We start from the raw sequence: 23,841 nt of genomic DNA on the forward strand, positions 1-23,841 counted from the left end.
TAACTTTAACTATTTTTCAATATTACCCTTTTCTAATTCATTTTTAACTTCTTCATATATAACTTTTAATTTCACACAAGCCTCTCCTGCTTCATTAGCATGGAATCTTGCTCTAACTTCTTCTCTATTTGACCCATGATTATACTTAGGGTCATAGTATTTCTCCATCATTTCCATTGCAACAGTCTTATAGTCCCCTTCAATTGTTAAAGCTCTATACTTCTCATAATTTTCTTCACTTGCATGTTTTTTAATTCCCTCAAGTGCTGTTAAAATTTCCTCTTTAACATTTTCAAATGAAGTATATTCCTTAACTAATCTCTCAGCTCTTGACTCTAAATCTGCTGTAATATAAATTTTCTCTCCTGATTGAAGAATACTCCATAAATTTTCAGGTATTATCACCTTATATATTCTTCTACTTTCTCCCTCAGTAAATACTAAGTTCGTTTTTCTATTTTTAAGTTGATCATACATTAATGTCTCAAATTTCTTTTGTGAATAAATCTTCCCAAGACCTACCCCACCAAGAACTGAACCTCTATGATTTGCAGCTCCTTCAAGATCAAGAACATCATATCCATCATCTCTTAACTTAAATAACATTTCAGTTTTTCCAATACCTGTATTACCATATAATACTATAAACTTAATATCTTTTGAATATTCTTCCAGTTTTTTTGTCACAAAAGCTCTATAATATTTATATCCACCTTTAAGTTTTAAAGCTCTAATTCCAAGACCGTTCAAAAGGCCCCAGACGCTTCCACTTCTCATTCCACCTCTTGCACAGAATATAACAAGCTTCTTACCATGATTCTTTCTTATAAGCTCTTGTAGCTCCTCAAAAATTATAGGAAGCCTCTGTGCTGCAAATTCTATACCTTGCTTTTTAGCAATTTCAGTATTTTCTCTCACATATGTAGTTCCAACTATTTCTCTTTCTCTATCTTTTAAAATCGGAATGTTTATAGCACCAGTTATAGTTTCCTCTGCAAACTCACTTTCACTTCTAACATCCACCAATATGTAATCTTCTTCTTTTCCATGTATCTCATCATAATCTATTAATCCAAACATCTGTGTGCACCACCTTTATTACTAAATTTCAGTATAATTTTTTTAAAGATTATTGTCAAATAGCCCTGTCCAATATATGGTTATGCTTATTAATCAAAAAAATAGATGCCATACGGCATCTACTCTACATTTCATATATTCCAAGTTGTCTAACATGTTTTGTATGTGACCACTCTTTATTATCTTTATTAACTATCCCTTGCATTGTTATAGGTACCCAAGTTAACACATAAATTGCTGAACCTACATATCTAATAACCTCATCTTTAACATCTTTACCAAGAATCTTCACACTTACAACAAAGAAGATTATCGCATATATAACATTAAATAATGTAAGCATAAATTTATCATCTAAAATTGATAAGTTCACTACAAAGAATGGTTGTATAAATGCTACAGCAAGGAATGCTGTCATCATTGATAATGTTCTTCCAATCTTCACCTTGTCCTTCATCATCATAGTAGCTATAAATGCTATCTCTGCAAGACATATAACTCCCCAAAGTCCATCATAAAATATATAATTCGAGAAGAAACATCTAAGTTGGTCAATAAATACTGATGATAGAGCTGTAAATACTAAAGATATTGCAAGCAATGCCGTCATAAATGGTTGCATTACATACATAGCACAGTCAAATGCTATCATATCCCTCTCTTTAATGGCTTTCACTAACAGTTTCCAAGTATATCTACTTGCGACATCTGCAAACCCTTGCATCCATCTTTTTCTTTGTTTCCATGAATCATCAAGTGTTAAGGGCTTTTCATCATAAATAATAGCATCATCTGCTATACCTACTCTTTTACCATTTAAAACAAGTTTACATGTAAATTCTAAGTCTTCTGTAAGGCAAGTTGCACCCCAGCCCATCTCTTTTAAAATGTCTGTAGTAAGAACAAAACCTGTCCCACCTAGCTGCGCTGATAATCCTATAGAATCTCTTCCAAATTGAAGTCTTCTTACTGTTGAACCAAGTGATAAATCACAAGACTCTGTAACCCAAGAGTCTTTAGGATTCTTTGTTTCAATATAACATTGAACAACTTCATATCCATCACACATCTTTGAATTCATTTTTTGTAAAAATTCTCTATCAACTAAATTATCTGCATCAAATATCCCTATTGCATCATAGTGTTTTTCCATTTCAAAAATTCTTTTGAACATCCACTCTAAAGCAAAACCTTTTCCTCTTTTTTCTTTATTGAATCTCTCATGTACATTCGCACCACATTTTCTAGCAACTTCCGCTGTTGAATCAGTGCAGTTATCAGCTATTACAAAAACATCATAAAGTTCTTTTGGGTAGTTTAGTTCATTAAAACTATCAACTAGATTACCAATAACAACTTCTTCGTTATGTGCTGACACAATAAGTGCAAAACTTTTTTCCGGACTTTTTACCTTAGTTTCTCTATCTTTATCTTTTGATAGCTTGTATGCACCAATAAGACCAATTATAAAGTGATATGCCATCATTGCTAATATGATTAAAGGGAAGATTATACTAACTATAAAAAAGCTCTTTTCCATATTTGTCACTCCTAAAATTTAATTACCAAAAAATACATTTTTTCCAAATTTTATATTTTCTATTTATTGTCTTTTACTATTATATTATTTATCAAGTAAAAATTCAAATATTTTATAACATTGTAAGTTATTTTTAATAGATTACCTTTACATTTAAGCATATTTAAATTAATATGCTTTTACCTTTATATTAATTACACAAATAAAAGGTGAATATACTAATGTATATTCACCTTTATTATAAACTATATTTCAAATTAAGTTAACAATTATTTTACATCATTATTTATCCAGCTCATCATCCCTCTAAGTTCTTTTCCAACTTTTTCTATTTGATGCTCTGTTTCATTTCTTCTTGTTGCATTAAAACTAGGTCTTCCTACTTGATTCTCAACAAGCCAATTTCTTGCAAAAGTACCATCTTGAATTTCAACTAAAACTTTTTTCATTTCTTTTTTAGTTTCATCTGTAATAATTCTATTTCCTACAACATAATCACCATACTCTGCAGTATCACTAATTGAATATCTCATAGTTTCAAGACCACCTTGGTACATTAAATCAACTATAAGTTTCATTTCATGCATACACTCAAAATAAGCATTTTCTGGAGCATAACCAGCTTCTACTAATGTTTCAAATCCTGCTTTAATTAAAGCACTACAGCCTCCACATAATACAGCTTGCTCCCCAAATAAATCTGTTTCTGTTTCATCTTTAAATGTAGTTTCAAGCACTCCTGATCTTGCACCTCCTACAGCATTTGTATACGCAAGAGCTAAATCTCTAGCCTGTCCTGTATAATCTTGATATACAGCTATAAGGCATGGAACTCCTGAACCTTGAGTATAAGTTCTTCTTACCATATGTCCTGGACCTTTTGGTGCTACCATAAATACATCAACATTAGCTGGTGGAACTATTTGTGTATAATGAATGTTAAACCCATGAGCAAATACTAATGATTTTCCTTCTGTTAAATACGGAGCAATTTCTTTATTATACATTTCTCTTTGCTTTTCATCTGGTACTAATATCATAATAACATCACTATTTTTAACAGCTTCACTTACAAGCGCAACTGGAAGTCCTGCTTCCTCTGCTTTTTTCCATGATTTACTACCCTCATATAATCCAACTGTTACCTTTACACCACTCTCTTTAAGATTTAACGCATGTGCGTGTCCTTGACTTCCATAACCAATAATTGCAACATTCTTAGCTGTTAAAAGATTTAAATCTGTGTCCTTTTCATAAAATAACTTTGCCATAATTAAAATACCCCCATTTTTTTCTTTTTTAATATATATCAAATAAATTTTTATTTAATAGCTTAATTAATTTTTAGATTCTATCATTCTATTTGCAGCATTTATTAATGCACCAATACTAGCTTCCATAATATCCGCTGAAAGAGAACTTCCTGTATATATTTCATTATCAGATGAAATTTTCACTGTAACTTCCCCTAGTGCATCTTTCCCATCTGTAACTGACCTAATTGCATAATCCTCTAATTTAAGTTCAAAACCAAGTGCTCTCTCAACAGCTTTAAATGCTGATGAAACTGAACCCTCACCCACTGCACTCTCAGTAATAGTTTCATCACCTTTTTCAATTTCAACAGTAGTAGTAGAAATCATTTTATTCCCACTATATACTTGGAAAGATAAAAGTTTATAAACCTCTTCTATTTTAGATACATTATTATTTATAATTGCATCTATATCTCTTGAACTTATATGCTTTTTCTTATCTGTCATTTTTTTAAATTCTATAAAAGCTTCATCTAAAGCATCTTTATCTAAACTCATTCCATGCTTCTTTAAATAATCATCAAAAGCATGTCTACCTGAATGTTTACCTAAAACTATATTATCATTTGCATACTTACCAATAGATTCTGGAGTTATAATTTCATAAGTAGACTTTTCCTTCAAAACTCCATCTTGATGAATTCCTGATTCATGTGCAAAAGCATTCTTACCTACTATTGCTTTATTAGGCTGAACAAATACCCCTGTAATTGAAGAAACCATATTAGATACTCTCCAAATCTTTGTTGTATCTATATCTGAATGCATATCAAGGCTACTTTCTCTAGTTTTGATAGTCATAACTATCTCTTCTAAAGCTGCATTTCCTGCTCTTTCACCAAGTCCATTAATTGCACATTCAACCTGTGTTGCCCCAGCCATAATCCCACTTAGTGAATTTGCTACTGCCATACCAAGGTCATCATGACAATGCACTGAGAATTCAATATTCTTTGCACCCCTAGTATTTTCAATAACATACTTTATGAAATCATGGTAATCTGTTGGAAGTGCATACCCTACAGTATCAGGAAGATTTATAACAGTTGCCCCTGCCTCTATAACCTTTGAACAAACTTCAACTAAAAAATCTCTATCACTTCTATAAGCATCTTCTGCTGAAAATTCAATATCATCACAAAGAGTTTTTGCATAAGCAACCATTTCAACTGCTTTTTCTAAGACCTCTGTTTCACTCATATTAAGCTTATGCTTCATATGAATAGGTGAAGTTGCTAAAAATGTGTGAATTCTTGGTTTTGCTGCACCCTTTATAGCCTCATAAGCTTTATCTATATCATTCTTACTAGCTCTACAAAGGGCTGCAACTGTAGCATGTTTAATTTCTTTTGCAATAGCCTCTACAGCATCAAAATCACCTTTTGATGCCATTGGAAAGCCAGCTTCAATTATATCTACTCCAAGTTCCTCAAGTTTTTTAGCTATAATAACTTTCTCTTTTAGGTTAAGATTAACTCCTGGTGTTTGTTCTCCATCTCGTAGAGTAGTATCAAATATTTTTATTTTTTTACTCATTAAATCTTCCCCCTTGAATTAATTTATTCTTCCCCTAAAATAATATCTTTTATCGGTGACCCTGGTGCAACCATAGGAAATACCTTATTATCTTCATGTATTATATAATCTACTAATGTAGTTTCTCTACTTTCTATAGCTTCTTTTAAAATTTCATAACTATTATCTTCAATATCAACTCTATATCCCTGCCCACCAAAACTTTCAACAAGTTTTACAAAGTCAGTTTTTCTATCAAGAGTTGTACTTGAATATCTCTTATCATAGAAAAGTGTTTGCCACTGTCTAACCATTCCAAGAGCATTATTATTAAGTAATATTATTGTTAATGGTAGTCCACTTTTAATAGCAGTTGGAACTTCATTGCAATTCATTGCAAAACTTCCATCTCCAGTTATTAAAATTACTTTTTTATCTGGATTAGCAAACTGAGCACCTATAGCAGCCCCAAGTCCAAACCCCATAGTTCCAAGTCCACCTGATGATATAAAAGTTCTTGGAGTTTTAAATTTATACCCAAGAGCTGTCCACATTTGATGTTGACCAACATCTGTTACAATCACAGCATCTCCTTTAGTAATATCATTTAAAATACTAAATAATTCTTGTGGTGTATTAGGCTTTATAACTGTACTTTCAACCTCTTTAAGTTCTTCTAATCTATTACTCCAATCCTTATTTGATTTTTCATCTAATAAAGGTAATAATTTATTTAAAACTTCTTTAATATCCCCTACAACATAACAGTCTGCTTTTATATTTTTATTAATTTCTGCTGGGTCTACATCAATATGAATTACACTTGCATTTTTTATATCCTCTTTTTTACCTATAACTCTATCGCTAAATCTTGCACCTATACAAATAAATGCGTCACACTCAACAGCTAGTAAATTTGAAGCTTTTGTTCCATGCATTCCAATCATGCCTGTTGCAAGTTTATCCTCACTATCAAAAGCACTAAGTCCCATTAAAGAACTTGAAACTGGTGCTGATATTTTTTTTGCAAGTCGTTTAAGTTCTTTTTCTGCTTCTGAACTTATAATTCCACCACCTGCATATATAAATGGTTTTTTACTACTATTTAAAATTTCAGCAACTTTTCCAATTGCTGAATCTGTTATATAATCAGTACTTCTTTTTATATTTTTAGGTGCCTTATATTTATACTCAATAATATCTGCTGTGACATCTTTTGTAATATCTATAAGAACTGGTCCTGGTCTTCCTTGTTGTGCAATATAAAAAGCTTCTCTTATAACTTTTTGCAAATCTTTTAAATGTTTAACTATATAATTGTGCTTTGTAATAGGCATTGTAATACCTGCTATATCAACCTCTTGAAAGCTATCTTTTCCAAGAAGTGACTTATGAACATTACCTGTAATTGCAACCATTGGAATCGAATCCATATATGCAGTTGCAATTCCAGTAACAAGATTTGTAGCTCCAGGCCCTGAAGTAGCGAGGCATACACCAACCCTACCAGTTGATCTTGCATAGCCATCAGCAGCATGAGCAGCCCCTTGCTCATGACAAGTCAAAACATGATTTATCTTATCTCTATTTTTATATAAAGCATCATAAATGTTTAATACTGCTCCACCTGGATATCCAAAGATAGTATCAACACCTTGATCTAATAAACATTTTACTAATATTTCTGACCCATTTAACATCATAAATATCACCCCTTTTATTTTATCCTTATTGCTGATTCTTTTTTATTTCAATTTAAATTAGAACTATTTAAGAATTGCTCCCTCACTAGCTGATGAAACAAGTTTTGAATATCTATATAAATACCCTTCCTTAATTTTAGGTTCTAATAATACTACATTTTTTCTTCTTTCCTCTAAAACCTCATCTGAAACATTAAGATTTAAAATACCCTTTGGAATATCAATAGAAATTATATCTCCCTCCTCAACAAGAGAAATTACTCCCCCTTCTGCTGCCTCTGGTGATACATGCCCTATAGATGCCCCTTTAGTCGCCCCTGAAAATCTTCCATCAGTAATAAGTGCTACTGACTTATCAAGCCCCATTCCAGCAATCGCAGATGTAGGAGATAACATCTCTCTCATACCTGGTCCACCTTTTGGTCCTTCATACCTGATAACTACCACATCACCACTAACTATTTTTCCAGAAGTAATTGCCTCTATTGTTTCTTCTTCTGAATTAAATACTCTTGCTGGACCTGTGTGTTCTAACATTTCTGGTAAAACAGCTGATTTTTTGACTACGGCCCCATCTTTTGCAAGATTACCTCTTAATATAGCAATCCCTCCAGTTAAACTATAAGGATTTTCTATATCTCTTATAACAGAATTATCTAAAACTTTTATGCCCTCAATATTTTCACCTTGAGTTTTTCCTGTAACAGTAATTAAAGATAAATCTATTAAATTCTTTTTGCTAAGTTCATTCATAACCGCTGTAACTCCACCTGCTGCGTATAAATCTTCTATGTGTGAAGCCCCTGCTGGTGAAAGTTTACATAGATTAGGAACTTTTGAACTTACTTCATTTATAATATCTAAATTTATATTTGCTTTAGCTTCATTTGCAATTGCTGTTAAATGAAGAACACTATTACTTGAACATCCAAGCGCCATATCTACAGCAAGTGCATTAGCTATACTTTTTTCATTTATAATATCTCTTGGTTTAATATTTTTTTCTACAAGATTCATAACTGCCATACCAGCTTTTTTAGCAAGTCTAATTCTTTCTGAATAAACTGCTGGAATTGTCCCATTCCCTGGAAGTGCAATTCCAAGACTCTCACAAAGACAATTCATTGAATTTGCTGTAAACATCCCAGAACACGAACCACAAGTTGGACATGCATTATTTTCTAAATCTAAAAGATCCTTTTCGCTCATATTTCCTGCTTCAAAAGCTCCAACACCTTCAAAAACAGTAGAAAGACTACATTTTTTATCCTTAAATATACCAGCAAGCATTGGCCCACCTGAAATTGCAATTGTTGGGATATTAACTCTTAAAGCTCCCATAACACTTCCTGGGACAATTTTGTCACAGTTAGGAATAAGAACAAGCCCATCAAACCCATGTGCATTTGCCATACATTCGATTGAATCTGCAATTATTTCTCTTGTAGCAAGAGAATATTTCATTCCTTTATGTCCCATAGCAATTCCATCACAAACTCCTATAACTGGGAATACTAAAGGAGTTCCACCTGCCATAATAATCCCTGTCTTAACAGCCTCAACTATTTTATCAAGATTAATATGCCCTGGTATAATATCATTTTGAGATGTAACCACTCCAATAAGAGGTCTTGCAATTTCCTCATCTGTAAGCCCTGAAGCTTTTAATAATGACCTATGTGGAGCTTTGCTTGCTCCTAGTTTTATCCTATCACTTCTCATAATTTACACCCCTATACTAAAGCATTTATAACAAGTTGTCCCATTTCATCTGTTCCAACAAGTTTCATGCCCTCACTATTTATATCTCCTGTTCTATAACCATCTTCTAAAACACTTATAACTGCATTTTCTATTGTTACTGCTTCTTTCTCTAAATTAAAACTATATCTAAGCATCATTGCTGCTGATAATATAGTTGCAAGAGGGTTCGCAATTCCTTTCCCTGCAATATCTGGTGCACTACCATGAATAGGCTCATACATTCCAAAACTACCATCACCAAGACTTGCTGATGGTAACATTCCTATTGAACCTGTTATCATAGAAGCCTCATCTGATAAGATATCTCCAAATATATTACTTGTTAAAATAACATCAAATTGTTTTGGATCTCTTACAAGTTGCATTGCAGCATTATCTACATACATATGATTAACTTCAACCTCTGGATAATCAGCGTGAACCTCTTCAACAACTCTTCTCCAAAGTCTTGAACTCTCAAGTATATTTGCTTTATCAACACTTGTAATTTTTTTATCTCTCTTCATTGCTACATCAAAAGCATTTTTTGCTATTCTTCTAACTTCAAAAGTTGAATACTCTTCTGTATCTCTTGCTATTTCTTCATCACCATTTTTAATAAGCTCTCTTTTTCCAAAGTAGATTCCACCTGTAAGTTCTCTTACAACACAAATATCAATTCCATCTCCTATAATTGATTCTTTAAGTGGCGATGCATCTTTAAGAGGTTTATATAATAAAGCTGGTCTTAAATTACAATATAAATTAAGTGCTCCTCTTAAACCTAAAAGTGCTTGTTCTGGTCTTACAGTTCCTGATAAATTATCCCACTGAGGACCACCTACAGCACCTAAAAATACTGCATCCATCTTTTTGCACATCTCTAAAGTTTCATCTGGAAGTGCAGTTTCTCCATTAGTAGCTTCTATAGCACAACCTCCAGCAATTCCTTCATGATAATTAAACTCATGATTATACTTTATTGCAATTTTATCTAAAACTTTAAGTGTTTGGTCAACAACCTCTGGTCCTATTCCATCACCTTTAATAACCCCAATATTAAAATTCATTTTATACTTCCCCCAATCTATCTCACTTGTTTTTTAATTTTCTCTATAAGTCCACCTTGGTTTATGATATTTTGCATAAACTCTGGGAATGGCTCTGCTTGATATTCTTCATTTTTTGTTACATTTTTTATAAGTCCTGTAGAGAAATTAACTGTAACTTTATCTCCAGCTTTAATTCCCTCTGTAGCTGCTGGACATTCTAAAATAGGTAGCCCAGTATTGATTGAATTTCTATAAAATATTCTTGCAAAAGTCTTTGCTATAACACAGCTAACTCCACTTGCTTTAATTGCTATTGGTGCATGTTCTCTTGATGAACCACATCCAAAATTCTTATCTGCAACTATGATATCTCCATCTTCCACATTATTTACAAACTCTGTATCTATATCTTCCATACAGTGCATAGCAAGTTCCTTCTCATCTGAAGTATTTAAGTATCTTGCTGGAATTATTACATCTGTATCTACATTATTTCCATATCTAAAAACTTTTCCGCAAACTTCCATCTTTAATATCCCCCTCTTTTCTTCTCTCTTAAAGTTGTTCTGGTGAAGCAATTCTACCTAATATAGCTGTCGCTGCTGCAACTGCTGGGCTTGCAAGATAAACTTCTGATTCAACATGACCCATTCTTCCTACAAAGTTTCTATTAGTTGTTGAAAGTGCTCTCTCACCTTTTGCAAGTATCCCCATATGTCCACCAAGACAAGGTCCACAAGTTGGTGTTGAAACTATTGCACCTGATTCTATAAAGATTCTAAGTAAACCCTCTTCCATAGCTTGTAAATATATTTTTTGTGTCCCTGGTATAACAATAGTTCTGACTTGCTTTTTAACTTTATTTCCTTTTAATATTGCTGCCGCTTCTCTTAAATCTTCCATTCTTCCATTTGTACAAGAACCTATAACTACTTGATTTACTTCAACTGGCTCAGTTATTTCATCAATAGTTTTTGTGTTATCAGGAAGACTTGGGAATGCAATAGTTGGTCTTATTGTTGATAAATCTATATCATAAGTTTCACAATATTCCGCATCATCATCTGCTTCAAATTTAACCCACTCTTTTTTAGAATGTTCTTTAATATAATCAATAGTTGCATCATCAACTGGGAATATACCATTTTTAGCTCCTGCTTCAATTGCCATATTAGCCATTGTAAATCTTGAATCCATTGAAAGATTATTAATTCCATCACCAACAAACTCCATTGATTTATATAAAGCACCATCAACACCTATCATTCCAATTATATGAAGAATAACATCTTTTCCACTTACCCACTTATTAAGCTTTCCTGTAAGATTAAACTTTATTGCCTCAGGAATTTTAAACCAACATTTCCCTGTAGCCATTCCTGCTGCCATATCTGTTGAACCAATCCCTGTAGAAAATGCTCCAAGAGCCCCATAAGTACAAGTATGAGAATCAGCCCCAATTACAACATCCCCTGCTACAACAAGGCCTTTTTCTGGTAATAGACAATGTTCTATACCCATTTCTCCAATATCAAAGAAATTATTCACTTTTTTATTTGCTGAAAATTCTCTAATACATTTACACTGTTCTGCTGATTTAATATCTTTATTTGGTGTAAAGTGATCTGGCACTATTGCAACTTTATCACTATGGAAAACCTGATCTAAATTAAGTTTTTCAAATTCCTTTACTGCCACTGGAGTTGTAATATCATTTCCTAATACTAAGTCTAAATTTGCCTCTATAAGTTGTCCTACCTTTACCATTTCAAGCCCTGCATGTTTTGCAAGAATCTTTTGCGTCATAGTCATTCCCATAATTAAATCCCCCTCTTAAACTAACTAAAAATACTTTCTAACTTTTCTTTCTATGTCTTTTATAAGTCTATACTCAATAGAATCTACAAGTGCTATCCAGCTTGCCTGAATAATATCTCTTGAAACTCCTACTGTCCCCCAATTTTCTACCCCATCAGTTGACTCAATTAAAACTCTAACTTTTGCATCAGTAGCTAACTCAGTATCTAAAACTCTCACCTTGTAATCAACAAGTCTAATATTTTTAAGTTCTGGGTAAAAAACTTCTAATGCCTTTCTCAGGGCTTTATCAAGGGCATTTACTGGTCCTTCACCTTCTGCTGCTGTAATATGACTCTCACCCTCAACTGATATATTTACAAATGCAGTTGAACTATATTTATTATTAAGTTCTGTGCACTGCTCACCTATTGTTTTAAAACTTATAAGTTCAAAGAAAGGCTCATATTTGCCTATTATCTTTCTCATTACAAGTTCAATTGTTCCATCAGCTCCTTCAAATTGGTATCCCTCATACTCAAGTTCTTTTAGCTTGTTTGTTATAAGTTCAACTTCTTTTGACTCTTTTGATAGCTCTGGAAAAATCTTTTGAATTTCTTTTAAGATAGTAGCTTTTCCACTAACCTCTGAAATAAGAAATCTTCTTTTATTACCAACAGACTCTGGTTCTATATGTTCATATGATTTTGAATTCTTTACAACTGCATCTATATGCATTCCACCTTTATGAGCGAAAGCACTATTACCTATATAAGGTTCTTCATCTCTAATGCTTATATTAGAAATCTCAGCTATAAATCGTGCTGTTGTTGTTAGTTCTTCTAGTTTATCTTTTGAGATAAGCTCATATCCAAGTTTTAAACTAAGAGTTGGTATAATACTACTTAAACTAGCATTTCCACACCTTTCCCCTATCCCAAGAAATGTCCCTTGAACATGATTTGCACCTGCAACTACTGCTGAGATTGAACCACCTACTGCCATTGAAATATCATTATGACAATGTATCCCTATATTCAAATCATTCTTTTCTTTTAATTCTCTAACTATTTTTTCTATATCTCCACAAAGAGTTCCACCATTTGTATCACAAAGAACTATTATTTTTGCACCACTCTCACTTGCAGTTATTATTGTTTTTATTGCATAATCTTTATTAGCTCTAAACCCATCAAAAAAATGTTCTGCATCAAAGATAACTTCTCTACCATTTTCCTTTAGAAATATTATCGTATCTGCTATCATTTTTAAATTTTCATCAAGTGTAGTTTTTAGTATATCTGTAACTTGAAAATCCCAAGCCTTTCCAAATATAACAACAGTTTTAGTCTTTGCACTAAGTAAGCTTTGTAGATTTTTATCCTCACTAGCCTTTATCATCGGTCGTCTTGTACTTCCAAATGCAACTATTTGCGAATTATTAAAATCAATATTTTTTATCTTATTAAAAAACTCCATATCTTTTGGATTAGAACCAGGGTTTCCAGCTTCTATATAATCAACGCCTAAAGAATCTAGACTTTTACATATCTTAATTTTATCTTCTAACGAAAAACTAATTCCCTGTCCTTGTGCACCATCTCTTAGTGTGGAGTCAAATATTTCTATCTTAGTCATGGAAAATCACCTCCTAAATATACTTAAAAAGGTTTAGTATTCACCCTCAAAATATTCCCCATAAGCTGTAATTTCCTTATCGCCTCTTTCAAGTGCTGTTATTCCTGTTCTTACTATTTCTTTAATTCCATACTCACTAACAAGTTCTATAAGTGCAGTTACTTTACTCTCATCTCCTGTTAGCTCAATTGTTAAAGAGTCTTTTGCTATATCAACAATTTTACATCTGAAGATCTTAACTACTTCATTTATAGTAGCTCTCTCATTTGCAGTAGCCTTAACTTTTACAAGTACAAGCTCTCTATAAATAGAATCCTCATCATTTATATTAATTATCTTTTTAACGTCCTCTAGTTTATTTAGTTGCTTGATAACCTGATCTAAGACTTCATCATTCCCCAAGATTGATATAGTCATTCTAGAGATATCTTCATCTTGAGTTTTTCCAACAGTAAGACTTTCTATATTAAATCCTCTTCTTGAAAATAATCCTGAAACCCTACTTAAAACTCCAAATGAATTTCTAACTAATACTGATAAAACATGTTTGTCCACAAAAATGCCCCCTTTTTGTAAAATTAACTATCTAAATCTTTAATTATATTCATTTATCCTGTATTTTTATTACATTTTTTATCATTTAATCTAAATAAAAAAAGTATAAGTCTTGTAAACCTATACTATTTCTAAATATTAATATAATATAAAAACCACTTATTCTTTTACTATTTTTTAAAAATTGTACTCTTATTACCATATATTGTCAATAATTTTATATTTTTTTTAATAATTCAATAATTTTAACTACTTCACTTTATTTTTAGCATAATTTTACCCCTCAAAATATATCAAAATAAAAATCAATTCATTCTCTCAATTACTACTTTTATTAAAAAAAATTTTCTCATTTAATAATTAAAATAAAGAATTTTTTATATAGTTTTAAGTTTTGGTACATACTATTGTTAGAGTTAAAATATCAAGCACTTTAAATTTTTAAAAAATAAATGTATCAAGAAAGGTGGTGAACTGCTACAAATATTATTTGTTAGCAGGTAATTATGAAAATTGGTTATTCTTGCGCTCCTTTAACTATAAATGCTAGAACAGATAAAAGAATTGTTTCAAAGAAGTTTACTAATGAAGAGTTTATTGAATCACTTAGAGAAAATCTTAAAAACTTAAAACTAATTTTAGCTCACAATATAGATAATGATATACACTTATTTAGAATAAGTTCAGATATACTAGACAACTCAACACATTATAATAATTCTACCGATTGGACTAACATCTTATCAGTGGAAATAGCTCAAATATCTAACTTAATAAAAAATAATGATATAAGGGTTACTATGTTCCCTCAAAAATACACCTTACTTAACTCACCTAACATAGATGTTGTAAAAAAATCAATTGCTTTTTTAAATGAACATATAAAATTTATGAAAGCACTAAAGCTTGATACCTCACATAAAATCATTCTAGAAATAGGTGGTGTCTATACTAATAAAAAGGCTGCAATCGAAAGATTTATTGATGTATATAGTGAATTATCACAAGATATTAAAGATAGATTAATCCTTGCAAATGATGTGAAAAACTATTCTTTTGATGATGTTTTAGCTATTTGCAAGATACTTTCAGCTCCTATGCTTTTTAATACTCTTTATGATAAAATTTCTAAATCCAATGATTTAACTCTTCTTGAAAAATTAGATATGGTATCAGATACGTGGAAAAGCACCTACGGAAAAATGATTATTCACTACAGTCAGCAAAATCATTCTAAGAAAAAAGGAGAACAATCAGACACTATATTCACAGATAAATTTATAGCATTTTATAATACAATACAGAAATTCCAATCAGATGTTACACTTGAGTCAAATGATGGTGATATATCTGCACTAAAATGCCATAATATTATTAAAGAACTCGAAGGTCATAAATTCACTTCTAAAGACTTAATAAAAGAACATTCAAAATATAAACTTTTACTTATTGAAAAAGGAAATAATTTCAATAAAAAAACTTTAGGAATTGCTACAAGTACAAATTCTATGATAGATTTTTATAAAATTATAGATGAATCATTAGAAAGCTTTATAGATAAAAAAGGTTTTATGATTGCCCTTAGGGATTCCCTTAGATTAATTGGTGATATTATAAAACAATCAGAAAAAAATCACATAGAAAAATTAATGCTTAATAATAAGCTAAAGCGTTGTAAAAACTATATGTATGAGATAGCAATAAGAAATAATGCAACGGTCTTGCTTGAAACATATTTCTTTTCACAACTATAAGTAAAAAACTACATTCATATGCGAATGTAGTTTTTTTTATGTCTAATAACTTGTAACAAATTACTTTATTTTTATATATATTATTACAAAGAGATATTTTGGAGGCTTATATGACTTTAATTCCAATCTTACTTTTCGTTCTTTCAGCAAGTCTTGATACATTTATGGTTTCACTTGCATATGGCACAAAGAACATAAGAATAGGCTTTCTTAGTAATTTAGTAATAGCTTTTGTTTCAGCTCTTGGAACTTTCTTGTCTATGATTTTTGGAGCTATGCTAATAAACATATTATCTATAAAATCAGCAAATTTACTTGGAGCTTTCGTTCTTCTCATTTTAGGAGTTTATTTTATATTAGATTACAGGAAAACAAAACATGCACATGCACCTGAGTGTTTGTGCTCTACTGGGAATAGTTGCTCTAAAGCAATACTTAAATTCCCCGAGATTGCTGATACAGATAAATCTGGTTCAATTGAACTTAGAGAATCTGTAACACTCGCCCTAGCACTTGCCATTAATAATTTTGCACTTGGACTCGCTGCTAGCATTACAGGACTTGATGTTTATCTAACCACTATTTTCACCTTTATATTTTCAATAATCTTGATTCCCCTTGGTATATATGTTTCAAAAAGATTCTTGAATAAATTTATTGCTGAAAAAGGTAGCTTAATATCAGGCGTAATAATCTTATTCTTAGCCCTAATAGAAGCCCTAAATTAATTTACTTCTATTATTAACATAAAAAAACCCTACTATTTTACCAACAGTAGGGTTTTGTTTATTTTACGCTTTTGCTCTAGTTACTCTAATCTTCTTACCTTTTATAACTATATCTTTATAATTTTTAAGAATTAAATTACCTTTTCCATTAAGTACATCAACATATGAGAATCCATCTTGAACATCTATTATTCCAACATCATCCCCTGTCAGTCCTTTAAGGTTACTTACCGCACCTACTATATCAAGTGGTCTGATTTTTTTCTTCTTTCCACCAGTTAAGTGAAGTTTCATAACATCTTTATGCACTTCTTTAACTTTGTTAGTTTTTATTGCTTCAAGCATCTTTCTTTGCGCTTCTTTAAATTTAGTTCTGCAAACTCTTGCTACATCCTCAGATGGCATTTCTCCAAGAGGTATTCTTCTTTCTATATATTCTTCTACCCCTCTTAAATACTTCTCTTCAAATGGAGCTACAAGAGTAACTGCATCCCCTTCTTTACCAGCTCTACCTGTCCTACCAATTCTATGAACATAACTATCTTGTTCCATTGGTACTTCATAATTTATAACAAGTTGAATATGGTCTATATGAATTCCTCTAGCAGCAAGGTCTGTTGCTACCATAACTTTATACTCTTTATTTTTAAACTGCTTCATAACTTCCATACGGTCTGCCTGTTCCATATCTCCATGTATTTCACATGCTATAATTCCCTCTTTCTTTAAAAGAGTTGCAATTGATCTTACTTCATCTTTTGTATTACAGAAAACTATTGTACTTTCTGGATTTTTTGTATATAAAAGATTCCATAAAGTTTTAAGCTTATCTCTTTTATCAAGACTTAAATAACTCTCATGAATTTTCCCCTCATTAACAAGCTTTGATTTAACTTCCATAACTTGTGGGTCATTCATATAAATATCTCCAAGTTGTTTAATTTCACTTGGGATTGTAGCAGAGAATAAAGTTGTAACAATCCCATTTGGAACTGCAAAGAAGATTTCTCTAATTTGGTCAATAAAGCCCATATTAAGCATTTTATCTCCCTCATCAATTATCATCATTTTTAAATCTTTTAAATCTAAAGTTCCTCTTTTTATATGGTCAATAACTCTTCCTGGAGTTCCAACAACTATATGTACTCTTTGTTTAAGCTCTCTTATTTGGTCATTGTATGGCATTTTCCCAAATATAGTACAAGCTCTAACTTTTTTAAGTCTTCCTATATTTCCAATCTCTTCTTTAACCTGAATTGCAAGTTCTCTTGTAGGAACAAGAATTAAAACTTGAACATTACTTTCTTCTGTAACAACCATTTCACAAGCTGGTATAGAGAATGCTGCTGTTTTTCCTGAACCTGTTTTTGACTTAACAATAATATCTTTTTTATTTAATAAATGCGGAATTGTCTCTCTTTGAACATCTGAGGGTGTATGATACCCTAAATTATCAAGTGCTGTAATTATCTTTTTATCTAAATTCATTTTTTTAAATGTCATCTATAAAAATCCTCCTAAAAGTTTTACTATATTTTACTTATGCAAAATTTAAAACTTTACATAAGATTATGTACTAAATTGATACTCTTTATTATAACAGATACTTAGATATTTTCTATAAAAATAGGAAGTGTTCAACTCAAACACTTCCTACATATATTTAAATCCCTGTATTTACATTTACTATTTCCTCATTACTATCTATATTTTTTATAACGCTTTTTATCCATTTTCCACTTAGAAGTCTTCTTCCACCAAGTATAAGTTTAAAAACTTCTTCAATTGAAACTAGCATTACAACATAATGGATATCTAGTTTTAATACTACAGCTCCTATAAAAGCAAATGGAACTCCTATAAGCCACATAGGTATAGCCTCTGCTTTCAATGCATATCCTGCATCTCCACCACCTCTTAGAACTCCAACTATTATAACTAAATTCATCATTCTAACCGGTGACATTATAACAAATACATTAAGTATTAATACAGAGTATGTTTTTACTCCTGCTGAAACATTAAATAAATCTATTATTGATTTTGATGTGAAAATAACTAAAATCCCCATAACAATTCCAACAATACATGCTAGAATAGTAAACTTATTTCCATAATCCTTAGCCCTTTCCTCTTTACCTGCACCAATTTGATTCCCAATCATAACAAGCCCTGCACTTGCCATACTCATTCCAAGAACCATAAATATATTTTGTATGTTAGTGCAAATCTGAACTGCTGCCATTGCCTCTGTCCCTATTTGTCCATAAGCAACTGAATATAGGAAATTTCCTACACCCCAACAAACATCATTTAAAAGAACTGGTATTATTGATTTATACACAGCTTTTAAAAAAGCTAAATCAAAATCTAAAAACTCTGAAAACTTTCCTTTAAATACTGGATTTTTGCTTGCTATTAAAACAAGTAATATTGCTTCTAAAAACCTTGCTATCACTGTTGCAATAGCTGCACCTTTAACACCAAGTTCCGGCATTCCAAATTCACCAAAAATTAAGCAATAATTAAGTATTACATTAGTAAAAACTGCTATCGCACTTACTATCATAGGACTTTTAGAATCTTCTATACTTCTTAGTGCATAAGCAAGTCCTATTGTAATCGCATTAATAATATAACTAAAAGCCATAACATTAAGATATGTACTAACTTGTTCTATAACTAATAGATCATCACTAAATATTTTACCTATAAAATCAGAACCAAAAATAACTATTATAGTCCCTAATATTCCAATAATAATACTACTTACAATACTAAGACCCACTGTTTTTTTTATATTATAGTTATCTTTCTTTCCCCAAAATTGTGAGATAAATATACTACTTCCACCAAGTATACCAAACATAAATAATTGCACCAAAAAGTTAACCTGATTTCCTATACCAACTGCAGCTACAGGTCTATCCCCTAATGCTCCAACCATCATAGTATCAGCCATACTAAGTGATGACATAAGTAAATTCTGAATAATTATTGGTAATGCTAAAACAAATAAAGTTCTATAAAACCTTTTATCAGAAAAAAACTCCTTAATTTTACTCTTCATTCAATTGTCCCCCTCAAAATTACAAAACCTACATGTATTTAAATCTAGGTTTTATACAAACACAAATATAAGCACCCTAAAATTTTAGGATGCTTATTTTTTATAATACTAATCTTATGATATTCCATTTACCAAAATTAGGCTACTGTTTTCACTCTATTATATTATTAAATCTTTTTGAATAAACTTTATTTTATTGCCACATCTTCTGTATAATCTACATTATCAAAACCAAATCCAAATAGCTTAAAGAAATCACTTCTAAAACCTTCAACATCTGTTATATCAAATACATTTTCCGAATTAATAAGAGGCCATGTTGCTAATATTTCTGCTTGAACATCTTCTCTCATTTCTAAGTCATCAAGTCTTATTCTACCTTTATCATCTAAATTAAGTTTTTCATTTCCATAAAGTTGCTCAAATAATCTATATATCTGTTCTATACACCCTTCATGAATTCCCTTCACTTTCATAACTTTATATAAAAGTGAAACGTAAAGTGAGATAACTGGTATAGCTGAACTAGCTTGTGTAACTAAAGCTTTATTTACTGAAACATATGCTTTTCCACCTATATCTGAAAGCATTGAATCTATCTTTGGTGCAGTTACATCTAGGTCTGCCTTTGCCGCGCCGATAGTTCCATTCTTGTATATAGGGTCTGTTATTTTTGGTCCTAAATAACTATATGCGATAGTTTTTGCACCATCTGAAAGAAGATTTTCACTTTTTAATGCTTCCATCCATAAAAGCCAATCTGCTCCACCCATAACTTTTATTGTCCCATCAATCTCTTCCTTAGAAGCTGATTCGATAGTTACATCAAATATTTTTCCTGTATGGAAGTCTATTGTTTTACTTGAGAATGATTCGCCTATTGGTTTTAAACTTGAATTTGCAACTTCACCTGTTTTAGGAATAATTCTTTTTGGTGCTGCAAGTGAATATATAATTAAATCAACAGTTCCCATTTCAGTCTTTATATTCTCTATAGCCTCAGCTTTTATTTCATCTGAAAAAGCATCACCATTCATTTTTATATACTTTAAATTTTTATCCTTAAAAGTTTTTTTAACAGCTTCTGTATTATACCAACCTGCTGATGCTGTTCTTTTTTCAGTTGCTTCTCTTTCAAAACTTATAGATAAAACATTAGCATTGCATGATAATCCTGCAACTATTGTACTTGCAAGACCATACCCGGCCCCTGCTCCTATAACTAAAACATTTTTTACATTTCCAAGTTTTTCTTTACTCTCTATATAATTAACTTGTCTTTTAACATTCTCTCTACAACCATTTGGGTGCGATGTAGTGCATATGAATCCTCTAAATTTAGGTTCTACTATCATTTTATCTCTCCTCAATTTAAATTTAAAATCAAATACTTTGACTTTCAAATAATGTATATAATATATCATAAAATTATAACACTTGTCACTTTTGGTATTAATTACAAAGCATTAAGCAAAAGTTCTCTAAATAATTAAGCTTTTAATATTTCTTCTTTAAGTTCATTCATAAGATTTTCAACAGTTACAATTTTATCTACTCTATGAGCATTAGACCCACAGAATACTAACCCATTGTCTAAATCACCTTTTGCAGCATTTATAAGTGCTTCACTTATACAATATGGTGTATCTTTTGGATTACAAGGTATTAAACAATCATAACATCTCTTAATTGGAATTTTCCCTGTAGTACTTAAAGTTTTTATAAACTTATTATTCATACCTCTACCTGGCATCCCAACTGGACTTTTTAAAATAACTATATCTTCTTTTGTACTTTCTACATAAGCATTTTTAAACTCATCACTAGCATCACATTCCTTTGTTCCAACAAATCTTGTTCCCATCTGAACACCACTCGCCCCAAGTTTTAAAAACTTAGCAATATCATTACCATCAAAAATCCCCCCTGCTGCTATAACAGGAATTTCTTTATTATATTTTTCTTCATACTCTTTCTTAGCTTCTACAATTCCAATAATTTCATCCTCTAAACAATCAATTTTCTCTTCTATCTCATCATTTTTAAATCCTAAATGCCCACCAGCCCTTGGACCTTCAACAATTATTAAATCAGGTACTACCCCAACTCTCTTATCCCACATTCTTAGAATAAGCTTTGCACCTTTTATAGATGATACTATCGGAGCAAGTTTAATTCCATAACCTTTTGCAATCTTTGGAAGGTCCTTTGGTATGCCTGCACCAGATATTATAAGGTCAGCACCACCATCTATAGCAGCTTTTACAAACTTATCATACCTTTCCATAGCAACCATTATATTAACCCCTATAATTCCTCCATTTGAAATTTCTTTTGCTTTTTTTATATGATTTTTTAACGCTCTCACGTTTGCTTCTAAATTATTTTTAAGAAAATCTTCTTCTTTATACCCTGGTTGCGCTGCTGATATAACACCGATTCCTCCGCATCTCGCAACTGCTCCAGCAAGTTTTGAAAGGGATACTCCTACTCCCATTCCCCCTTGAATTATAGGGAGTTTGGCAACTAAGTTTCCTATTTTAAGTGGTTTTATCTCCATAATCATTACTTCCCTTCTTTTTAAATTCAAATATTTTGATAGTCAAAATATAAATATAATTATAAGGTTAATTCTTTCCAAATTCAATATTTTTCTATTATTTATTTTTGCCAATCATATCTTATTCTAATCATTCTTTTATATTTTCAAAAAAGAGCCACAGATTATTCTGTGACTCTTTATATTATTCTAATTTAATTTGACTCTACTTTTTTGTTCATCTTTTTAGCTAACTTTGGAAGTATAAGCCCAAGGCCTATTAACACAAATGGTGTTGCAAAGTTTGTAGCTGTTAGTGACCACCACTGTGCTGAGAACATTATACCCTCTTTTGGGAACATTCCCATGATACATGCAAATGCTGTAAATATAAAGCACCATATACCAAATCCTCTAGCAACTTTTCTATTCTTTATAAACTTATATTCTGAATTAAACTTACTACCAAGTTTAGTTAATGCAATATATGCAAGGAATACCCATAAATATCTAAGTGGCATAACCGCTGCATTTAAATCAAGTAACCAGTTATAAAGAGCATTTGTATCTCCCATTCCAAGTGCTGGTACAATAATAAGTATTGAAACTAAAACTGCTGTCATTTTATATCCATTAATAGGAGCACCATTTTTATTAAGTTTAGTTAATGCTCTTGGAATATATCTATCATCAGTATCTGAAAGTAATACTTTTAGTGGAGCATCTATTGAGAATAGTAAGGCTGAAACCTGAGCTAAGAAGTTAGCTAAAGCATATAGCACTAATAAACTATTTCCTACTCCATAATAATGTCCAAGTTTTTGGAAAGCATAATATGCACCATTCATTTTAAGGTCTGGTGGAATATTATTAGCATTAAACATCATTCCCATAGCAAATGATCCAAGAAAAGCTGTTGCTGCAACCATTACCGCAAGAGCAATCATCCCTTTTGCAAAACCTTTTTTCTTATCTTTCATGTTATTCACATAAGGAGACATCTTCTCTGCTCCCCCTACTGCAAATACTAACATTGCAATAGTTGTGAAATATTTGAAATCAAATGTTGGAATAAATGATTTCAAAGTAATATGTGGTGTTGCACTTTGAACTCCCCTAAGAGTTGGCGCTGCAAGCATTAATAATATGTAAAGTATAGACATTACAAACATTGATATCCCTGCAATTGATCCTATAGTTTTAAGTGATGTCATACCTTTAGATGCAACCCATAAAAATATAAAGAATATTACCAGTACAATTCCCTGTAATATTAAAGGATTTAGGTGATCTATCATTTCTCCATTTTGGAAAGTTGCCCATCCAAGTGAAATTAATATTCCCTGTGGCTTTTGTGCTAGATATGGAATGTGCACAACCCAATATGTCCATCCTGCAAGGTATGCAAGTGTTGGCCCCATAGTCTTACCAATCCACGAACTAACTCCACCTTTTCCTTCTGTAAATGTTGAACCTAATTCCCCCACCATTAAAGCATACGGAATAAAGTATAAGAATAAAATAAGAACCCATGATGTAATTACTGATAACCCTTGATTAGCATAGTTATTAACTATATTACCAAATCCCCAAACAGCAACGAATGCCATTAAGCCAAGGTTGTACCACATCAGTTTCTTGCTATTGTCATTTCCCATTTTATTTTCCTCCTATAAAAATACAAGTACCCTCTTGTAAAATCTCTCTTTTAAAAATATTTTATTGGTAAAATTCCTACAATAATATTTTACCATTCCCCATAGCATTCTACAAGTATTTCATATTAAAAAAATCATTTTATTTCTTTTTTT

General features: G+C 31.3%; 18 protein-coding genes. 2 read left to right on the forward strand and 16 right to left on the reverse strand.

Features of this window, described 5'->3' with window-relative positions:
- Positions 1-9: 9 nt before the first annotated feature.
- The 11 genes from mnmH to ilvN all read right to left on the reverse strand — a co-directional run bounded on the left by mnmH (position 10) and on the right by ilvN (position 13,939).
- The gene (gene mnmH, locus Q0V24_RS01180; protein WP_297517726.1) at positions 10-1,080 is read right to left on the reverse strand and encodes a tRNA 2-selenouridine(34) synthase MnmH; all 1,071 of its coding nucleotides are present in this window, start codon (positions 1,078-1,080) and stop codon (positions 10-12) included.
- A 124-nt stretch (positions 1,081-1,204) separates the two neighbouring features.
- A complete protein-coding gene (locus tag Q0V24_RS01185) occupies positions 1,205-2,620 on the reverse strand; it encodes a glycosyltransferase family 2 protein (protein ID WP_297517729.1) in 1,416 nt (471 codons plus the stop codon).
- Between the two features lie 269 nt (positions 2,621-2,889).
- Positions 2,890-3,891: a ketol-acid reductoisomerase gene (gene ilvC / locus Q0V24_RS01190; RefSeq protein ID WP_297517731.1), complete on the reverse strand. Its 1,002-nt coding sequence runs from the start codon at positions 3,889-3,891 to the stop codon at positions 2,890-2,892.
- Between the two features lie 66 nt (positions 3,892-3,957).
- A complete protein-coding gene (locus tag Q0V24_RS01195) occupies positions 3,958-5,472 on the reverse strand; it encodes a 2-isopropylmalate synthase (RefSeq protein ID WP_297517734.1) in 1,515 nt (504 codons plus the stop codon).
- Positions 5,473-5,495: 23 nt separating this feature from the next.
- The gene (gene ilvB, locus Q0V24_RS01200) at positions 5,496-7,154 is read right to left on the reverse strand and encodes a biosynthetic-type acetolactate synthase large subunit (RefSeq protein WP_297517736.1); all 1,659 of its coding nucleotides are present in this window, start codon (positions 7,152-7,154) and stop codon (positions 5,496-5,498) included.
- A gap of 63 nt (positions 7,155-7,217) precedes the next feature.
- Positions 7,218-8,876 (reverse strand): dihydroxy-acid dehydratase, encoded by a 1,659-nt coding sequence (gene ilvD / locus Q0V24_RS01205; RefSeq protein ID WP_297517738.1) that lies wholly within the window; start codon positions 8,874-8,876, stop codon positions 7,218-7,220.
- 11 nt (positions 8,877-8,887) lie between these two features.
- On the reverse strand, positions 8,888-9,967 hold the full coding sequence (gene leuB / locus Q0V24_RS01210; protein ID WP_297517741.1) for a 3-isopropylmalate dehydrogenase: 1,080 nt from the start codon (positions 9,965-9,967) through the stop codon (positions 8,888-8,890).
- Between the two features lie 17 nt (positions 9,968-9,984).
- Positions 9,985-10,476, reverse strand: a complete 492-nt coding sequence (leuD, locus tag Q0V24_RS01215; protein WP_297517744.1) for a 3-isopropylmalate dehydratase small subunit — start codon at positions 10,474-10,476, stop codon at positions 9,985-9,987.
- 28 nt (positions 10,477-10,504) lie between these two features.
- Positions 10,505-11,767 (reverse strand): 3-isopropylmalate dehydratase large subunit, encoded by a 1,263-nt coding sequence (gene leuC, locus Q0V24_RS01220; RefSeq protein WP_297517746.1) that lies wholly within the window; start codon positions 11,765-11,767, stop codon positions 10,505-10,507.
- Positions 11,768-11,791: 24 nt separating this feature from the next.
- The gene (gene cimA, locus Q0V24_RS01225; protein ID WP_297517749.1) at positions 11,792-13,384 is read right to left on the reverse strand and encodes a citramalate synthase; all 1,593 of its coding nucleotides are present in this window, start codon (positions 13,382-13,384) and stop codon (positions 11,792-11,794) included.
- A 33-nt stretch (positions 13,385-13,417) separates the two neighbouring features.
- Positions 13,418-13,939 (reverse strand): acetolactate synthase small subunit, encoded by a 522-nt coding sequence (gene ilvN, locus Q0V24_RS01230; RefSeq protein ID WP_297517752.1) that lies wholly within the window; start codon positions 13,937-13,939, stop codon positions 13,418-13,420.
- A gap of 506 nt (positions 13,940-14,445) precedes the next feature.
- On the opposite strand from ilvN, the gene uvsE reads away from it, so the two are divergent.
- Both uvsE and ytaF read left to right on the forward strand, forming a co-directional pair.
- Positions 14,446-15,693, forward strand: a complete 1,248-nt coding sequence (gene uvsE, locus Q0V24_RS01235; RefSeq protein WP_297517755.1) for a UV DNA damage repair endonuclease UvsE — start codon at positions 14,446-14,448, stop codon at positions 15,691-15,693.
- A gap of 110 nt (positions 15,694-15,803) precedes the next feature.
- Positions 15,804-16,421 (forward strand): sporulation membrane protein YtaF, encoded by a 618-nt coding sequence (gene ytaF, locus Q0V24_RS01240; RefSeq protein ID WP_297517758.1) that lies wholly within the window; start codon positions 15,804-15,806, stop codon positions 16,419-16,421.
- Between the two features lie 63 nt (positions 16,422-16,484).
- Here ytaF and Q0V24_RS01245 read toward each other — a convergent pair whose 3' ends face one another.
- The 5 genes from Q0V24_RS01245 to Q0V24_RS01265 all read right to left on the reverse strand — a co-directional run bounded on the left by Q0V24_RS01245 (position 16,485) and on the right by Q0V24_RS01265 (position 23,688).
- On the reverse strand, positions 16,485-17,924 hold the full coding sequence (locus tag Q0V24_RS01245) for a DEAD/DEAH box helicase (RefSeq protein ID WP_297517761.1): 1,440 nt from the start codon (positions 17,922-17,924) through the stop codon (positions 16,485-16,487).
- A 160-nt stretch (positions 17,925-18,084) separates the two neighbouring features.
- Complete coding sequence (locus Q0V24_RS01250) at positions 18,085-19,491, reverse strand: MATE family efflux transporter (RefSeq protein ID WP_297517764.1); 1,407 nt, start codon at positions 19,489-19,491, stop codon at positions 18,085-18,087.
- 188 nt (positions 19,492-19,679) lie between these two features.
- Complete coding sequence (fabV, locus tag Q0V24_RS01255; protein ID WP_297517767.1) at positions 19,680-20,846, reverse strand: enoyl-ACP reductase FabV; 1,167 nt, start codon at positions 20,844-20,846, stop codon at positions 19,680-19,682.
- A 134-nt stretch (positions 20,847-20,980) separates the two neighbouring features.
- Complete coding sequence (locus Q0V24_RS01260; protein ID WP_297517770.1) at positions 20,981-22,051, reverse strand: nitronate monooxygenase family protein; 1,071 nt, start codon at positions 22,049-22,051, stop codon at positions 20,981-20,983.
- A gap of 194 nt (positions 22,052-22,245) precedes the next feature.
- The gene (locus Q0V24_RS01265) at positions 22,246-23,688 is read right to left on the reverse strand and encodes an amino acid permease (protein ID WP_297517773.1); all 1,443 of its coding nucleotides are present in this window, start codon (positions 23,686-23,688) and stop codon (positions 22,246-22,248) included.
- Between the last annotated feature and the right edge of the window lie 153 nt (positions 23,689-23,841).

It is taken from the genome of uncultured Clostridium sp. (assembly GCF_947039605.1).
Taxonomy (GTDB): domain Bacteria; phylum Bacillota; class Clostridia; order Clostridiales; family Clostridiaceae; genus Sarcina.

What these genes read in the sequence shown, in the direction of transcription:
- mnmH (WP_297517726.1), bottom strand. Translation starts at nt 1,080, where the DNA reads ATGTTTGGATTAATAGATTATGATGAGATACATGGAAAAGAAGAAGAT.
- Q0V24_RS01185 (WP_297517729.1), bottom strand. Translation starts at nt 2,620, where the DNA reads ATGGAAAAGAGCTTTTTTATAGTTAGTATAATCTTCCCTTTAATCATA.
- ilvC (WP_297517731.1), bottom strand. Translation starts at nt 3,891, where the DNA reads ATGGCAAAGTTATTTTATGAAAAGGACACAGATTTAAATCTTTTAACA.
- Q0V24_RS01195 (WP_297517734.1), bottom strand. Translation starts at nt 5,472, where the DNA reads ATGAGTAAAAAAATAAAAATATTTGATACTACTCTACGAGATGGAGAA.
- ilvB (WP_297517736.1), bottom strand. Translation starts at nt 7,154, where the DNA reads ATGATGTTAAATGGGTCAGAAATATTAGTAAAATGTTTATTAGATCAA.
- ilvD (WP_297517738.1), bottom strand. Translation starts at nt 8,876, where the DNA reads ATGAGAAGTGATAGGATAAAACTAGGAGCAAGCAAAGCTCCACATAGG.
- leuB (WP_297517741.1), bottom strand. Translation starts at nt 9,967, where the DNA reads ATGAATTTTAATATTGGGGTTATTAAAGGTGATGGAATAGGACCAGAG.
- leuD (WP_297517744.1), bottom strand. Translation starts at nt 10,476, where the DNA reads ATGGAAGTTTGCGGAAAAGTTTTTAGATATGGAAATAATGTAGATACA.
- leuC (WP_297517746.1), bottom strand. Translation starts at nt 11,767, where the DNA reads ATGGGAATGACTATGACGCAAAAGATTCTTGCAAAACATGCAGGGCTT.
- cimA (WP_297517749.1), bottom strand. Translation starts at nt 13,384, where the DNA reads ATGACTAAGATAGAAATATTTGACTCCACACTAAGAGATGGTGCACAA.
- uvsE (WP_297517755.1), top strand. Translation starts at nt 14,446, where the DNA reads ATGAAAATTGGTTATTCTTGCGCTCCTTTAACTATAAATGCTAGAACA.
- ytaF (WP_297517758.1), top strand. Translation starts at nt 15,804, where the DNA reads ATGACTTTAATTCCAATCTTACTTTTCGTTCTTTCAGCAAGTCTTGAT.
- Q0V24_RS01245 (WP_297517761.1), bottom strand. Translation starts at nt 17,924, where the DNA reads ATGACATTTAAAAAAATGAATTTAGATAAAAAGATAATTACAGCACTT.
- Q0V24_RS01250 (WP_297517764.1), bottom strand. Translation starts at nt 19,491, where the DNA reads ATGAAGAGTAAAATTAAGGAGTTTTTTTCTGATAAAAGGTTTTATAGA.
- fabV (WP_297517767.1), bottom strand. Translation starts at nt 20,846, where the DNA reads ATGATAGTAGAACCTAAATTTAGAGGATTCATATGCACTACATCGCAC.
- Q0V24_RS01260 (WP_297517770.1), bottom strand. Translation starts at nt 22,051, where the DNA reads ATGGAGATAAAACCACTTAAAATAGGAAACTTAGTTGCCAAACTCCCT.
- Q0V24_RS01265 (WP_297517773.1), bottom strand. Translation starts at nt 23,688, where the DNA reads ATGGGAAATGACAATAGCAAGAAACTGATGTGGTACAACCTTGGCTTA.